A 15322-nucleotide genomic window follows, 5' to 3' on the forward strand; every position below is an offset into this window, starting at 1 on the left:
GGGGAAGACTCCTTGATGTTGGATCTGGCGAGCATTCCGCTCAGAATACGCCGCCGTACTGCAGGCCAAAAAACAGCAGGCTGGACTTGATGGTGCCGTTGAGGTCACCGTCAAACGATTTTTCGCCCTGTGTGCCTTGCAAGGCTGCACGGTCTTGAATGGCGGCGTCTTTGAACAGGGTGTACTGCACGCCGAAGTCGAGAAAATCGGTGGGCGCAACCTGCACCTGCATGCCCAGGTTGAAGTTGTTCCGGGCTTGATCAGGCAAGGCAGTCACCCTGTAGCGGTCGCTGGAGATGGCTTCGTCGTAGGAGTAGCCGTATCGCAGAGTCAGGCGCTTGTAGACACGGTGGTTCACACCCACTGCGTAACGGTGGCCTACCTTCAGGTCCTGAATGTAGGACTTCAATACGCTGCCGTCGGTGCGGCGATACTCGATGGCTTGAATGCCGCTGTAGTCCAGACGCAGAATGTCAGCCATCACATCGAAGGTGCTGTTCACCCGGTGAAAGATGGACATGCGGAGTTCGCTGGGAGTGGTGATTGTGGAGGTGACTCGGCCATCGGCCAGCAACTGCGGGGCAGCCGCCAACAACAAGGCGGGATGTTCCTGCTGGAAACGGTAGCTGCCTTCCAGGTCAAAACGGGTTTTCGGGCGGAACGAGACACCGATGCGGGTGTTTTCAGTGGGCTCGAACAAGGCACCCACTTGCGCATTGACCTGAGTGCCGTACATCTTCAATTTCAGGCCCGCCGACCGGCTGTTGCCCAAGCCATCGAAGAACAGGCCGTTGAGCAAAGGGTTGGTCAACAAACTACCCAAGGTGCCGTTGATTCCACTTTCCGCCGCGGCGGCCTTGGCATAGTCCACATTCACGCGGATGGATTCAAAAAAGCGTTCCACCGACAGGTTGGCCCCCACGCTGAGGGTTGGGCTGACTTTGTAACCAAACCCACCATTGACACGGCTGACCTTGATGTCGGTGCTGGTGCTTTGGAAACGGCCCGGGTAATCGTTGGGGTACCGCAGAATAAGCCCGGCAGAGCCCGACACACCAAAGCCGAGCACCAGTTTTTCGTTCACCGGAATGGCCAAGAAGTTGCTGGGCGCAAAGCCATAGGACGGGTCGCGTTCATAGCGCTGTTCACCTGCGGGGTAACCGTTGCTGCCCTGCGCAGAATCGACAAACGCGGCTTTGGATTGAATGCCAATCGCGGAGAACACCTGCTCAGCCCGTTTGAAACGGGTCAAGGCTGCGGGGTTGAAAAACATCACGCCGGCATCGGCAGCCTCTGCCGTCGCACCGGCATAAGCGTTGCCCAAGCCAGAAGCACCCACCTCGGTGAGTGTGATACCCACTGCGCCAAGCTGGGCATGGAACAAGCCAAAGGCCAACGTCACCAGCACGGCACAGGGCCGGGCAGACCGCGAGGAAAAGGCTGAGGGGCGCGCGCCCCGGCGAGGTGATTGGGCCATGATGTCTCCTGTATTTTTTTGACATAATCACCATTTTTGATAATACTGTCAATATTCAATATTGAGACTTGTGTCTGATTTTTGATATTCCAGACACAGACCGCACCCGTAGAACAACCCAAGACCGAGATCAGGAGACTGTCCATGAGCCATGAATTCAGCTTCACACACACCGTGCAAGGCGTGTCCGCCGATGCATTCACACGCATGCTGGCCACCGAGGGGTTTCACCTTGGGCTGGCCCGGCAATTGAATGGAGAAGCATTGGAGGTGTTGGCCCTGGAAGTCAGCAAGACAAGGGCGGCGTTCAAACGACGACACCCCCTGAATGCCAAGCTGCCCGGGCCTTTGCAGAAAGTCGTCAAAGACAGCCTGACCCTGACCCGCACCGACACGTGGGACATTGAGCGGCTGGTGTGCAATTGCAACTTTGAGCTGAATGCACCAATACGGATGTCACTGAAACTGACTGTAGAGCCTGGTTTTCAGGAATTTCGCATGAGGCACGACTGGGTGGTCAGCGTGAACATTCCGCTGGTTGGAAAGGTGTTGGCAGGCGTGTTGGAACAGGACATCAGAGGCCAGGCCCAGGGCGAGCTGGCCGCCTTTGACCAGCACTGCCGGGCCCAGCTCGGCCAGTGAGCCAACAGGCGTCAGGCTTCGTTGGGGGTGGGCGCTGCCGTGTAATCGGGCAGCGCCAGCGTGGCAATGCGCGCGGCCTTGCGGCTTTGTACGCCGAAGGCACGCAGCAACATCTCGGCGTACTGCTCAGGCATACCGGGTGCACAGGGCTGAGTGGCCGCCACCAACATGGCCTGCTGGCCCATGCCCAGCACCCAGCTCAGGCAGGTATCCACATCGCCCACGGTGAAGTCGCCCTCTTTCATGGCCAGGCGGATATCGCCCCGGATGAAATTGGCGATGGCTTGATCAAGCAACACATTGTTGTTCAAGAGGCGCACCATGGCCATGGCCCAGTGGGGCTCAGCCTTGGCCCGGTGAACGTACAGGCGAAAGCCCGTGGCCACGCGCTCAGCGCCCGACTTGGCGTGGGTGTTAAGCACCTCAATGATGCCGGAGAAGTTGCTGGCCAACTCAATGGCGACCGCGTCCAACAACTCTTCTTTGGTGGAGAAGTAGTTGTAGATGGTGCCGCTGGCCACTTCTGCACGCTCGGCAAGGCCCAACAGGGTCATCTCGCCGGGGGTGATGGTGCTGAGGATTTCAATGGCGGTGTCCAGCAGCTTTTTGCGGGTTCTGGCCTTCTTCTTGTGGCCACGGGTAAGGCCGCTGGCCTGCGCTGGGGATTCCTTGGTCATGGTACTGCCCGGTTTTTAGTTGGGAACATCTAGATTTTTGCTTGCACATTCAATACTGAATGGTTTCTCATAATTGAAATAGTATCAACAATTCCACTATAGCACCACACTTTCAAACCGCAAGGAACCCGACACATGAATGGCTGGCACTACACTCCACTGAGCCCCAGCGATGAAACCCGACTGGGCAAGCAGCTCACACGCTGGCTGACGCTGTGGGATTGGATGGTTGGTCCCGAGTTTGAAGGGCTGGACCTGATTCCACAGCAGGGGCCGGTGTTGCTGGTGGGCAACCATTCGCTGATGGCGTTTGCAGACGCGTCGCTGATGATGCGGGCTATCTGGCAGGAGCGGGGCATCCTTTGCCGCTCCTTGGCTTTGCACGGCCATTTCAAGTTGCCGGTGTGGGGGCGTATGCTGGCGGCCAGCGGTGCAGTCGATGGCACACGGGAAAACTGCACGGCCATGATGCAGGCCGGTGAACACATCATCGTCTACCCGGGCGGCGGTGGCGAAGTGATGAAACGCAAAGGCGAACAACACACCCTGCGCTGGAAGAACCGCACTGGCTTTGCGCGCATGGCCATCCAGAATGGCTGCACTGTGGTGCCCTTCTCCACCGTGGGTGCTGATGATTGCTACGACATACTCTGGGACAACCGCGACATGCAGTCCTCAAGAATCGGGCAGAAGCTGGTGCAACTCAGCGGCCTGAAGCCCGAAGAGTTTCCACCGTTGCTGAAGGGTTGGGGGCCTACCCTGATTCCCAAACCACAGAAGATGTACTTCCGGTTTCATGAACCGATTGACGCGTCGGCTTTTCAGGGCATGGACCCGGATGGTGGGGCGTGGGCCCTGCGGCAACAGGTTGAACACACGGTGAACGAGGGTTTGTCGGATTTGCTGGCGCGTCGGCTAGCCCATGGCCAAGACAGCCTGACCCGCAGATTGGCCCGACGTTTGGTGAAAACCCTGCAAGGTTGACGCTGCACGGTGCAGTGGGCGGGCAGGTATCCCGATGCAGATGGCGCATACTGTGGGCTGCCTGTTGAACCAACCCACACCCATGGAGAAAAAGCCATGCGCCCATTCAAGCCCTTTGTCCTGACAGTGGCCTTGACCACCACCCTGCTGGCCGCCACTGCCCTGCCCCTTCAGGCGCAGGCAGGCGACAAAGTGGTGTATCACTTCGACAACAGCGACACCCAGGCCACCGCCGGGCTGCGCACCCTGCGCAATTACATGGACACCGCCCCCGACACCAAAATTGTGGTGGTGGCTCTGGGTGAAGGCGTGCGCTTTCTGGTGGATGGGGCCAAAGACAAGAAGAACCCCAACATTGAATACGGCCCCTTGATTTCCGACTTGGTGTCCAAAGGCGTGACTTTTGAAGTGTGTGAACTCACGCTCAATGCCTTCAACATGAAGAAGGACCAGTTTGTACTGGACGCCTCCTTTACACCCTCCGGTGTGGTGCGCATTGGGCAGCTTCAATTTCGCGAACACTACGGCTACATCAAGCCCTGACCACTGATGGCGTTCATGGGTTTACCGGCCAATCAGGCCAAGGCGTCCGTGTTGTTGGGCTTGGGCCAGATGATGGCCTGGGCCACTTGCTTCTATACCCTCGGGGTGTTGGCTGTGCCCATGGCGCAGGGCTTTGGCTTGCCGCCCAACTGGGTCTATGCCATGTTCTCGGTTGGGCTGCTGTGCTCGGGCCTGGTCAGCCCGCTGGCTGGGCGGCTGCTGCACCGGCATGGCGGGCGCAAGCTGTTGATGACCTCCAACCTGCTGTTTGCCGGTGCCCAACTGGTGCTGGCCACCGCGCATCACCCGGCACAACTGGCAGCCGGTTGGGTGCTGTTGTGCATGGCCATGCCGCTGGGTGTCTATGAAGCCGCCTTTGCCACGCTGGTGGGCTTGTATGGCACCAACACCCGCCCCGCCATCACGGTGGTGACCGTGGTGGGTGGCTTGGGCAGCACGGTGGCCTGGCCCTTGACGGCTGCGCTGGAACAAGCCTACGGTTGGCGCTGGGCCTGCGTGTTCTGGGCCGCAGTGCAAGTGCTGCTGGCGCTGAAAGTGCATCACAGCGTGCCGCAAGACACCCCTTCCGCAGACCGGCCGGCCGCCGAAGCCCGACCATGGACACCGAATGACCGGCGCAACCTGCTGCTGTTGTCCCTGTGTTTTGTGTGCATCGCCTTCACCTTCAGCGCCATGGCCACCCAATTGCCCCGCATGCTGGAATTGATGGGCATGACCGCTTTCGCCGCCGTGGGTGTGGCCTCGCTGTTCGGTGTGGCGCAACTGTCAGCCCGTCTGTCCGATTTCACGGTACTCAAACGCCTGCCCCCAGTGCCCATGGCGCGCTTTTCCCACAGCCTGCTGGTTTGTGCGCCCCTCATTCTGTTGTTTGGCGGTGTGGCGCTGGCCCCGGTGTTCACCATCACCCATGGGGTTGGCATTGGCTTGCTGACCATTTCAAAAGGCGTGTTGCCCTTGGTGCTGTTTGGCCCGCAAGCCTACGCCGCCATGGCGAGCAAGGCCGAGGCCTGGGCCCGCTACACGGCCGCACTCAGCCCCTACCTGTTTGGCTTGGCCGTGGACAGCCTGGGGGTGAATGCGATGTGGCTTTACTGGGGCATGGCCCTGCTGGGTTTGGCGGCGTGCCTGAACATCAACGCGCCGCAGCCGCACCCGGCAGACTAAAACCCCAAATTCGCAGGGTGGTGCTGCCAAACTGCCGCGTGAACGACCCCGTGTTGTAAGGCAAACCGTAGCGGTCTGCCAAGGCACGCACACGGGGCGCCATTTCCGGATAACGGTTGCTGGGCACATCGGGAAACAGGTGGTGTTCAATCTGGTGGCTCAGGTTACCCGACAGTATGTGGAACACCTTCCCGCCTTCAATGTTGCAACTGCCCAGCAACTGGCGCAGGTACCACTGCGCGCGGGTTTCACCTTCCACGTCCTCGGGCAGGAAGTGATGGACACCCGCCGGAAAGTGTCCACAAAAAATGATCATGTTGGACCATACATTGCGAATGCCATTGGCCACGAAGTTGCCTGCAGCCACCGTGAGGAAGGCCGCCCAGGCGATGGACAACACCGGCAAACCCAACACCAGGGTAACAGGCAAGGTGAATGCGCTGGCCAGCAGGGGCCACAGCAGGTAGTCCTTGCGCAGTTGGCGCCACACCTTCCAACCCACGCGGCGAAGTTTGGGGCGAATGTCGTCGTAGCGACGCTCACCGGCCATCACTTTGTCCATCTCCAGGTCGTGCAAAGCCACGCCCCACTGGAACAGCATCATGAGAATGAAGTTGATGACGGGGTTGAGCAGGTATTTGCGGTGCCAGGGCTGCAGGTCCGACACGCGCAGTACACCGTAGCCGACGTCAGGGTCTCGCCCCAGCACATTGGTCCAGGTGTGGTGCACCACGTTGTGGCTGTGCTTCCATTGGTCGGAGGGGCACACATTGTCCCATTCCCAGGTGTTGGACTGAATGTTGGGGTCGCGCATCCAGTCCCATTGGGCATGCATCACGTTGTGGCCAATTTCCATGTTCTCCAGAATTTTGGCAAGGCCGAGCAACACCGCGCCGCCCAGCAACAGCAGCAGAAAAGCCGCCCAGTTGGCCACCGGCAACAAGCCCCAGGGCGAGACAATCAGTGAAAGCATCATGGCGATTCGACCGCCCAGCGCCATGGAACGCTGCCAGCGGATCACGCCAAGAATGTATTGGCGATCCCTGTCGCCGCGCGAATCCATCACCTCGTTTCGGATGGCGTCCATCTCGCGTCCGAATTCTTCAATTTCACCGGCACTTAAATGTTGGGGATAAGCCATGGCCATGCTCCTTAAGCGTCGATGACGGCATCGCCGACGTTGGTACACACACAAATCTGGATGATCTGCCCTGCCTCACTCACCAACTCATTGGTGCGCAAGTCGCGCACGCAACCTGAGGCCAGCGCGGCGTCGCAGGCGTGACAGATGCCCATGCGGCAACCATGGCTGGGGTTCAAACCTGCGTCCTCGGCAAGGCGCAGCAGGTTGGTCTGGCCATCCGCATCAAAACTGGCATTGCTTCGCGCAAAGGCGATGCGGCCTTTTTGCCCGGGGCCAGTGGACGCCGACAACGCTGCGCGGAAACGCTCGGTGTGCAGTTGGCGGCGCAGGCCTTGGGCTTCCCAGAATTGCTCAAGGCTGTCCAGCAAAGGCTGAGGCCCACAGGCATAGACATCGCGTTCGCGCCAATCGGGGCAGTAGCGTTCAAGCTGGGCCTGGCTGAAATGCTGGCTTCTCAGGCCCTCCTCGGTGTCCACCCCACCGGGTTCACGGGTATAGACACACTGAAGGCGGTAGCGGGGATACTTCTCGCCCAGCGCCTTAAGCTGCTTGGCAAAAATCACGTCATAAGGCTGCGGGGCGTAGTGGATGTGGGTCACATCGGGCATGCGGCCTTGGGTATCCAGGCTTTTGAGCATGCTCATGATCGGCGTAATGCCACTGCCTGCGGTGATGAACAGGGGCCGCACCGGTTGCGCATCAGGAATGTAGAAATCGCCCTGCGCGATGCCGATCGGCAGGTAATCACCCACCTTCAGGTTGCGCACAATGTGGTTGGACACACGGCCGCCCGGTATGGCCTTGACGGTGATGGTGAAACAACCATCGTCGCGCTCGGTTTCACCACTGATGGAATAGGTGCGAGTGAAATGGCGGCCACCAATTTGAACACCCACCCTCAAATGCTGACCGGGTTTGAAGCTTCGCCAGTTTTTGCCCGGCTTGAGGGTCAGGGTACGGGCAGTGGCTGTTTCATCCCACACAGACACAATTCGCGCCTGCATGTCATGGCTGGCCCACAGGGGGTTGACCAGCTCCACGTAATGGGAAAGCCTTAATGGAAATGCGAAAGCGTCACTGATTCGTTCTGCCAAGGCCGCGATTTTTCCCAGCCCTGCCGGTCTGTCGCCCATATCCGTCTCCTCGTGTTGTGGCCGAATCAATGTCCGGCTTTGTTTTCACTACAGTGGCACAGTTCCCCGCCCTTGCGCAAGTCCGTGTTTTTACAGGCCCGGGCGACCATAAAAAAAACCGGCTGCACCTGGCGATGCAACCGGCTTTTGAACAGAACCAGTGACGGTCAGTTGACGGTGACTTTCACACCCACGGTACCCGTGGAATCGGAGGTGAAACCTTCGTACTCCACTTTCTGACCCACCTTGAAGCCTTTGGCGCCGTTGTAGCTGATAACTGCACAGGCAGGGATTCGCACTGTGGCCAGGCCCACCACGATGTAGCCCTTGCCCACCAAAGTCACGATGCCTTTGCCAGCCGCTGGGCGGGACACAGCTGGCTTGACACACAGGGCCGGGCTGGCGGCCACAATGGTGATGGGTTTGGTGACCGTCATCGAGTTCACGGGCGCTGCATTGTCCTTCACAGTCACCTGGGTGTTGTACACGCCTTCGAGGGTGGGTGTGCCGGAGATCACGCCGGTGGACGGTGCAATCGACAGGCCCGGGGGCAGGCTGGTTGCGGAATAGTTGTAAGGCGCAGTGCCGCCGTTGACGGACAGCGAGCCACTGTACGGCTGGCCAACCACGCCAGAGGGCAGATTGCCCGACACCACCAGTGCAGCGGGAGTTGTTGGCCCTGACGAGTTGACCTTCATCGACCAGTTGGCCGAGCTTGAATTGACTGTGGTGCGCGCAGCGTACCCGGTGGTGTACGGCTGTCCGTTCCCCGCCAATTGGCAACCGGCCACGCCATTACAACTGGTGTAGTAGGTGGTGACGGTGCCTTGGTCATAGGCGTAGGGGCCAGTGACTGAACCTGGAATGCTTTTCAGCGAGTTCATGGAATAGGCCTGGTAGTCAGACCCGGTCATGGTTGGGGACGAGCCCTGCAGGTTGTTGGCGCCTCCGAAGATGTGCCAGCTTTCGATACCGGGGTTGGTGGCCGATGCGGTGGCATCGGTGTTCAGCATGAAGTTGCCACCGGTGACCGGCAAACCGTTAAAACCGGCCACTGGCGTGCCATTGGCGGTGATTACATACGTGGCTGCGCTGATGATGCCCGCTTGGGAGACATCGGTGTATTTGGTGGACGGCGTCAGTGGAGCCGATGTGGTGAACACCACTTCCACGTGGTCGGTGTTGCTGGAAAAATTAGGGCCTTTGTACGTGTAGGTGTACGTGGCGGACATGGCTGCGGCAGGCAGCAGACATGCGGCCAACAATGCTGCAAAGTGCTTTTTCATGGGGGGTTCCCTGAGCGGTCTGAACGATGGTTTGATGAAGGCCTGTGCAGCAAGGTAGGCCGAAAACTCAGGGACAGGTATACCGCGCAGTTCTTAAGACAAACTGAGGACGACGAGACAATTCAAGACATCAACGGCAGAAGCGACACCGGTCAATTTTGAACCCAACGAAACCGGAACCAAACGGAATTGCCGGCCTTGGTGACCTGAAGTTCAAGAGAGGCGACGCCAGCCTTATCGCTCAACGCCGGGAAAAATTGGGGCTCAGAGGATTCAGGCTGATCAAGCAACTGCGCCTTGAGTTCCGGCGCAACCACCCTAAACATGGGCGCAGGCAAAGCCAGTTGTGCAGCCTGCATAGCCATGTCGACAAGCTGGGCTTGAGTGCCCATCGACGCCGGCGGCATCAGCAGATTGACCTCGGCCCCCGAAGAAGTGCATGTGAACTGCTGCAATTGAAACACTGCACCGCTGCGTAAAACGCCCGCATACAATTGGCCCGATTTGACCACATTGAAGTGCCTGACGTTTGGATTCTTTCGAATGGATTGAATGTTCACCCCCGCCCGATCGAACGGACACTCGGCTGTGGCCGAATGGGTTTGAATTGCAGGCAGTAAAGCCAGAACGATGAGCCCAATACTTCGCCAGAATAACTTCACGGCGACACCTGCTGCGGAATTTCCAGATGAAAGGCCGGATCACGCGGCGGCACGTGACATTTTGATACGCGTGTATCCGCTTGGATTGCATTGACGAAACTGGCATGCAAGGCAAAAGGAATGCTCGAAGGCGCAATGTCTACAACATTCAACACATTGAGATCCGCGATGTGATTGGATATCTTCTCTGGGCCCATCGCCATGATTTTGTCAGCCATTCCACCAATAATGGCGTCCCGAGGTCGTTGCGTGTCCTTGGATAATCTGACGTACTCGTCTATCACCATGTCCCCGTGATAGCCATACAGGGCTTTTTGATGGGCTACACCATACCGGGTCAGGTTGTCGTACATGATGCGGGCTTGCTCTAGCGGAGTCCTTGCAGTGCTGGTGATGATGATCTTCTGTACACCGGCAGCCTGCATCACGTCTCGCAACACCACGAAGGAATAGTCTGACACCTTTGATCGGTCCCGTGATGGGTTCGCGAAATCAATCATGTAAGTGAGTAGGCTGATTAAACACAGGCAATGAATCTAGCAAACCGAAGATCGGGGTGATGCATTTCCAATCGACAAGCTGACTTAATTGTGTTGATCTGGCTCCGTTCTGGGGCTGGGACAGATCGGTGAACAATCACCCAAACCGCCAGGACACCATGGGAATGCCCATCACCATTTCTTCGACAAGCACTTGGCCAGGGTCGTCCCCTGCCGCGCCAACAGCCACGAACAGTGGCACCAGGTGGTCTTCTTCGGGATGCACCAGCCGTGCTGCGGGGTGATGATCCCACTTGGCCAATGCATCAATTCGGGCCTGCCCGGCTGCCTGGGTCAATGCGTCGTTCAAGAAGGCATTGAAGGCCTGCGCCGGGGCGAGTGATTCAGCCCGGCCAAAACCGCGCATGTTGTGATAATTCAGGCCGCTGCACACCAAGAGCACACCTTCATCTCGAAGGGCCGCCAGCATACGCCCGTAGGCCACGTGCTGGGCGTAGTCATAATTTACTTGAATGGACAAGCTAAGCACGGGAATGTCGGCCTGCGGCCGCATGACATGCAGGGGCACAAACACGCCATGGTCAAATCCATGATTTGGGTCTGCCCGCAATGTAAGGCCATGTTCGGATGCAAGCTCGGCCAAACGGGCACACACTTCAGCTGAGTTGGGTGCAGGGTACTGCACTTCGTAGGTGTGCTCGGGAAAACCACCGTAGTCGTAGATCATGCCCGGGCGGGCGTGGGTGGCCATGGAGAATGTCGCGGTGATCCAATGCGCGGTCACAATCGCGATGGCTTTGGGCTGTTGGGGCAAGGTACTTACCACACCGGCCAAGGCCGCCTCGGTGGCGCGGTATCGAACGCGCATAGCCTCCACCCAGGGCCAGGGGCCACCGCCGTGGGAGATGAAAAAAACGGGCTGCTTCACCAAGGAAAAACCTGCACCAACACACACATCCCCACTATAGGCGGGAATGCGTGTGTTGTGCAGGCACAAAGTACTGAACTTAAGCGCCGATGATGCCGCCGTCGGTGCGTCGAATCACGATGGTGGCTGAACGTGGACGGCCAGCCGGTCCATAGTTGACGGATGACACGCCGGGCCACTGGCTTTCAAAGGTGAAGTTGGCTGCGGCACCGATCGCGGGGGTGTTTTCGCCAGGGTGCTGCACGTTCACGAACAGGGTCTTGCCGTCCATGGACTCGGTGATGCCGGTGATTTCACACCCCTTGGGGCCGACCAAGAAACGGCGCAGTTTGGGCTCACCCAAGGCGGCACCGATGAAGGTGTCCTGGGTGTCGGTGGTGCCGTTCAGGTTGTTGTTCACCGTGATTCTCGAACCATCGCCCACCTTGCCGGGCACAGCCGCCAACAACATGCAGTTGGTGACATCGGTGTACGCGCCGTCGTCGGTCTGGATCCAGCAGATGCCGGTGACCTTGCTGAACCACAGGCCATCGGGTGAGGAGAAGTCGTTGTTGTCCGTCAGGCCAGACAGGTTGATGTTGGCGCCTGCATCCGCTTCAGCACCGAACAGGAAGATGTCCCAATCGAACGACGTGGCTGTGGACAGGTTGCTGGTTTCGCGGAAACGAATGATGTGGCCGTTGGGGTTACCGGAACGCATACGGCCATCCGTGTCGTTGTAGGCGCGGGGGTTGGCGGCGTTGTTGTTGGTGGTGTTGCGGCTGCTGTTGTTGGTCATGGTGAAGTACACCTCGCCATTGACCGGGTTCACAGCACCCCACTCCGGGCGGTCCATTTTGGTGGCGCCCACGGCATCGGCAGCGTGACGGGCATTGACCAATACATCGGCCTGGTTGGCAAAGTTATAAGTGGTGTAGCCGCTGATCAGCGGGTTGGTGAAGGTGAGTTCAATCCACTGGCCTTTGCCATCGTCGGTGAACTTGGCCACATACAGCTTGCCTTCGTTCAGGTATTTGTCACCGGCTGTCATGCCTCGGCCAAAGTCGGCTGGGTCCCAGTTGGCGGCGCTGACGAATTTGTAGATGTATTCGTTTTGGGAATCGCAGCCCATGTAGAAGGCCAAGGGGCGGCCCGCCACAGGAATACCCACCACGGCAGCCTCGTGTGCGAAACGGCCCAAGGCCACGCGCTTGGCGGGGATTGACGCGGGGTTGGTTGGGTCGATTTCCACCACATAACCAAAGGTGTTGGGCTCGTTGCGGAAGTCGTCGCGACCATCGGCATTGGCGCCCACACGGGGGGCGATGTCAAAGCGGGCAAAGCGGTCGTCCGTGTCGGACACGGTGTGCCAGCCTTGGGTGCCGGAAGTGGTGGCCGCTGGGGCCGTCAAATTCACAGGCAGGCCATAACGTGAACGGGAGGTGGCCAATTTGCCGCTGGCGTTTTCCAGCGTATTGCCAGCAGTTTGCTTGGGCATGGCGAAATAGGCGTTCCAGTTTTCTTCACAGGCCAGATAAGTGCCCCACGGGGTGTAACCATGGCCGCAGTTGTTCAGTGTGCCGCGTGAAGTGACGCCGGTGGTGTCAAACTTGGTGACCATGAGTTTGCGGATGTCGGCAATGTGGGCCGCTGGGCCTGCAATGCGCATCAGGCTTTGACCGTTCACACGGCGGTTGAAACTGGAGGCGAGGTTCAGCGTCCATGCGCCGCCTGCACCACGCACAATTTCAACAATCGACACACCGTGGTGGTTGATTTCCTTCAGGGCTTCCAGCTCGGGGCGGACACCCAAGTCCCAACCGCTGAACTGGCTGAATTTTTTGCCATTGGCACCGCCCGAGGTTTGGCCACGGGGGTGGAAAAAGTGGGCATCGGCTGAGCTTTCATGGTTCATCACCAACAGAGCGCGGCCAGTGTCGGTGCTGGTGGGGCGGCCACCGGCGTCGATGTAGAAAATCTCCATGCCGTCGTGGTGGTCGCCCACACGCTGGGACCAGTCATCGGTTTCGGTACCCAGGTTGGTGTAAGCGGGTACGGTGAAATTCAGGCGGTCACCGGTGGCGTGCAACACGGTGTAGGTGTAGCCGGGTGGCAGGGTAACGTCGTCGGCAAGGCTCTTGGCCACGGTGGTAAAGCCCAAGGCGGACGCGGCTGCCAAAGTGCTGACTGTCGTTGAAGGCGTGGCGGCATTGCTGTCGCTGTTGCAGGCTGACAGCAGTGGCAAGGCGCCCAGCATGCTCAGGCCCACACCACCACGCAGTACAGCACGGCGTTGTGGGTTTTGCAGGTTGCGGCTCAACACTTCCTGGAAGTGTTCGTTGTTGGATGTATTGTGAATTTCATCGTCGAATTCGTGGTGCGACATGGTGGCTCCCTCTCTGTCATGCGGCTTGGTCAACAAACCGCACGAGTGTGGTGAAGGAATGTGATGGGCGCTTGTCAGAAATGTGACAAACAGGTTGCACGCCGGGTGAGTCGGCCTGGAAGGCTCAGCGGGTGAGCCTGACGGCGGCGCAGTTGAACTGATCCGCGTTGATGGTGACTTCGTTGAGGTTGATGCCCAACACAGCCAAGAGGCCGTCCAGAATTCCGCCCACTAGCGCGAGGATTGGACTGATGACGGGTGCCAGCACCGACAACAACGTGGACAGCAGGCCATTGACCACGCCACTGAGCAGTGGGCCAACCAAGGGCACATCGAGCACCAAATTGAGCTTGAGGTTACCCAGCAGGTTGCCCAGGGATTGCCCAAGGCTTAACTTCACCGTCTTGCTCATTGGGGCCACCCCTTGGAACGTGAACGATTCCGGGTTGTTGCGCACTGACAATGAGGCCCCCAGCTTCACCCCCACCTGAATCAGGCCCAGCAAGGTGGCCGTGAGAATGTTGGCCGGCGGCCCACATTGCAGACTGCCCACGGTGGTGTTGAGGTTGCTGGCGCTGTCGGCCAGGCAAAGCTCGGCCACTGCGGGCACTACGGTGATGTCGATTTCATTGTCGGCGCGGGGGTAATGGCAACGCAGGTCGTCCACCTGCACATTGCCGCCAGCCACACGCAATTGCAGGCCAAGGTCGAGGGCACTTAACTGGATCAGCAGCAGGTTCAGGTTCAGCAATTGCCGAATGCGCACATCCAACGCCACCTGCGCTGTTTTGGCGGTAACCACCGGGTAGCGGTTGGGCATTTTTTGACCCACAAAAATCTGGGGGGCTTCAAGAATACGAACGCCCACATCCAGGTTCAGCAAACCCGACTGTATGGGCAGCACATACGACTGGCCCTGCACCGATTTCAACAAGGCCACTTGGGCCAACTGACCAAGGTTGACGTTGAGCGCCGTGTTGTCTTTCATGCCAAGGTCGGCGGCCACCAAATCGCCCAAAGTGAGGTTGACCCGGTTCAGGGTATTGCCCAGCAGGCTAAGCACACCTTTGACCTGGGCCTTGTCAGAGGAACTGCCCGTGCCGACGCGCAGCGAATCATCGAGCAATTTGAACGCGGACACGCGCAACTTGAGCAACTCATCCATGGTGAGTGCACCCAGTTCGGTTTTGAGGGCCAACAAGTCCACATTCACTTTGGCCCCCAACAGGCTGCCGTATTGGGCCACGGACAGGTTGACGTTACCGCCACCCAAACCAGTCAGCAAACCATTGAGCAAGGCGGACTGCTGGGTGTTCAGGTTCAACAGACCCGACCCGACCGAGCCCACGATCAAGGGTGCGACGGTGGCTTCAGCCAGTACGGAGGTGACTCGACTGGAGTTAAAGAATGGCAGGATTGAGGGGATGCGGCGACTGACGGTGACTCGCACCGCCACGGCGTCGTCGCAATTGTTGACGACTGCGCCGTTGATGATGCACTGGATGGTCACCGTGTCGGTGTTCAGGAGGCCGTTGGCACGGCCCGTCTCCAAGGCCTGCGTGAATTGGGGCCAATCGGCAATTTGCTTGGCGGCCGTGAGCGCCACCAAGTCCGCCACGCCCTGCATCTGCCCTTTCTGCCACACATTGTGGCCCACAGCCAATACACCCAGTGCCGACAAGGCCATGCCGAGCACCAGCGACATCAGCAAGGTGTAGATGCCCCGTTGCCGCGCCACCCGTGGGCGACGCTTGCCCGGGCCAAGGTGGACGGAATATTCAAGCATGTTGGTAGGT

The 15322-nt window shown here is 58.9% G+C and carries 14 protein-coding genes; 4 read left to right on the plus strand and 10 right to left on the minus strand.

Features of this window, described 5'->3' with window-relative positions:
• Positions 1 to 40 precede the first annotated feature (40 nt).
• Positions 41 to 1477 (minus strand): OmpP1/FadL family transporter, encoded by a 1437-nt coding sequence (locus ACK4FF_RS08190; RefSeq protein WP_409707217.1) that lies wholly within the window; start codon positions 1475 to 1477, stop codon positions 41 to 43.
• 144 nt (positions 1478 to 1621) lie between these two features.
• Here ACK4FF_RS08190 and ACK4FF_RS08195 point away from each other — a divergent pair, with 144 nt between their 5' ends.
• On the plus strand, positions 1622 to 2119 hold the full coding sequence (locus ACK4FF_RS08195) for a DUF2505 family protein (RefSeq protein WP_409707220.1): 498 nt from the start codon (positions 1622 to 1624) through the stop codon (positions 2117 to 2119).
• An 11-nt stretch (positions 2120 to 2130) separates the two neighbouring features.
• On the opposite strand, the gene ACK4FF_RS08200 is transcribed toward ACK4FF_RS08195, so the two are convergent.
• Positions 2131 to 2796, minus strand: coding sequence for a TetR/AcrR family transcriptional regulator (locus tag ACK4FF_RS08200; protein WP_409707223.1), 666 nt, complete (start codon positions 2794 to 2796; stop codon positions 2131 to 2133).
• 135 nt (positions 2797 to 2931) lie between these two features.
• On the opposite strand from ACK4FF_RS08200, the gene ACK4FF_RS08205 reads away from it, so the two are divergent.
• The 3 genes from ACK4FF_RS08205 (at position 2932) to ACK4FF_RS08215 (ending at position 5508) form a co-directional block, all read left to right on the plus strand.
• The gene (locus ACK4FF_RS08205; protein WP_409707226.1) at positions 2932 to 3780 is read left to right on the plus strand and encodes a lysophospholipid acyltransferase family protein; all 849 of its coding nucleotides are present in this window, start codon (positions 2932 to 2934) and stop codon (positions 3778 to 3780) included.
• 96 nt (positions 3781 to 3876) lie between these two features.
• Positions 3877 to 4323, plus strand: coding sequence for a DsrE family protein (locus ACK4FF_RS08210; RefSeq protein ID WP_409707229.1), 447 nt, complete (start codon positions 3877 to 3879; stop codon positions 4321 to 4323).
• A 15-nt stretch (positions 4324 to 4338) separates the two neighbouring features.
• Positions 4339 to 5508 (plus strand): MFS transporter, encoded by a 1170-nt coding sequence (locus ACK4FF_RS08215; protein WP_409707232.1) that lies wholly within the window; start codon positions 4339 to 4341, stop codon positions 5506 to 5508.
• Here ACK4FF_RS08215 and ACK4FF_RS08220 read toward each other — a convergent pair.
• From ACK4FF_RS08220 to ACK4FF_RS08255, 8 genes are all read right to left on the minus strand, one after another.
• A complete protein-coding gene (locus ACK4FF_RS08220) occupies positions 5477 to 6649 on the minus strand; it encodes a fatty acid desaturase family protein (RefSeq protein ID WP_409707235.1) in 1173 nt (390 codons plus the stop codon). The genes ACK4FF_RS08215 and ACK4FF_RS08220 overlap by 32 nt on opposite strands.
• 11 nt (positions 6650 to 6660) lie before the next feature.
• Positions 6661 to 7785, minus strand: coding sequence for a ferredoxin reductase (locus ACK4FF_RS08225; protein WP_409707238.1), 1125 nt, complete (start codon positions 7783 to 7785; stop codon positions 6661 to 6663).
• 167 nt (positions 7786 to 7952) lie between these two features.
• Positions 7953 to 9071: an Ig domain-containing protein gene (locus ACK4FF_RS08230; protein WP_409707241.1), complete on the minus strand. Its 1119-nt coding sequence runs from the start codon at positions 9069 to 9071 to the stop codon at positions 7953 to 7955.
• A 152-nt stretch (positions 9072 to 9223) separates the two neighbouring features.
• The gene (locus ACK4FF_RS08235; protein ID WP_409707244.1) at positions 9224 to 9535 is read right to left on the minus strand and encodes a hypothetical protein; all 312 of its coding nucleotides are present in this window, start codon (positions 9533 to 9535) and stop codon (positions 9224 to 9226) included.
• A gap of 194 nt (positions 9536 to 9729) precedes the next feature.
• Positions 9730 to 10194 carry a hypothetical protein gene (locus ACK4FF_RS08240; RefSeq protein ID WP_409707247.1) on the minus strand — a complete coding sequence of 155 codons (465 nt, stop codon included), beginning with the start codon at positions 10192 to 10194 and terminating at the stop codon, positions 9730 to 9732.
• Positions 10195 to 10369: 175 nt separating this feature from the next.
• Positions 10370 to 11161: a DODA-type extradiol aromatic ring-opening family dioxygenase gene (locus ACK4FF_RS08245; RefSeq protein WP_409707250.1), complete on the minus strand. Its 792-nt coding sequence runs from the start codon at positions 11159 to 11161 to the stop codon at positions 10370 to 10372.
• Between the two features lie 79 nt (positions 11162 to 11240).
• Complete coding sequence (locus ACK4FF_RS08250) at positions 11241 to 13526, minus strand: PhoX family protein (protein ID WP_409707253.1); 2286 nt, start codon at positions 13524 to 13526, stop codon at positions 11241 to 11243.
• A gap of 124 nt (positions 13527 to 13650) precedes the next feature.
• Positions 13651 to 15312, minus strand: a complete 1662-nt coding sequence (locus ACK4FF_RS08255; RefSeq protein WP_409707256.1) for a hypothetical protein — start codon at positions 15310 to 15312, stop codon at positions 13651 to 13653.
• Between the last annotated feature and the right edge of the window lie 10 nt (positions 15313 to 15322).

Source organism: Limnobacter sp. (assembly GCF_046297615.1).
Classification (GTDB): domain Bacteria; phylum Pseudomonadota; class Gammaproteobacteria; order Burkholderiales; family Burkholderiaceae_B; genus Limnobacter.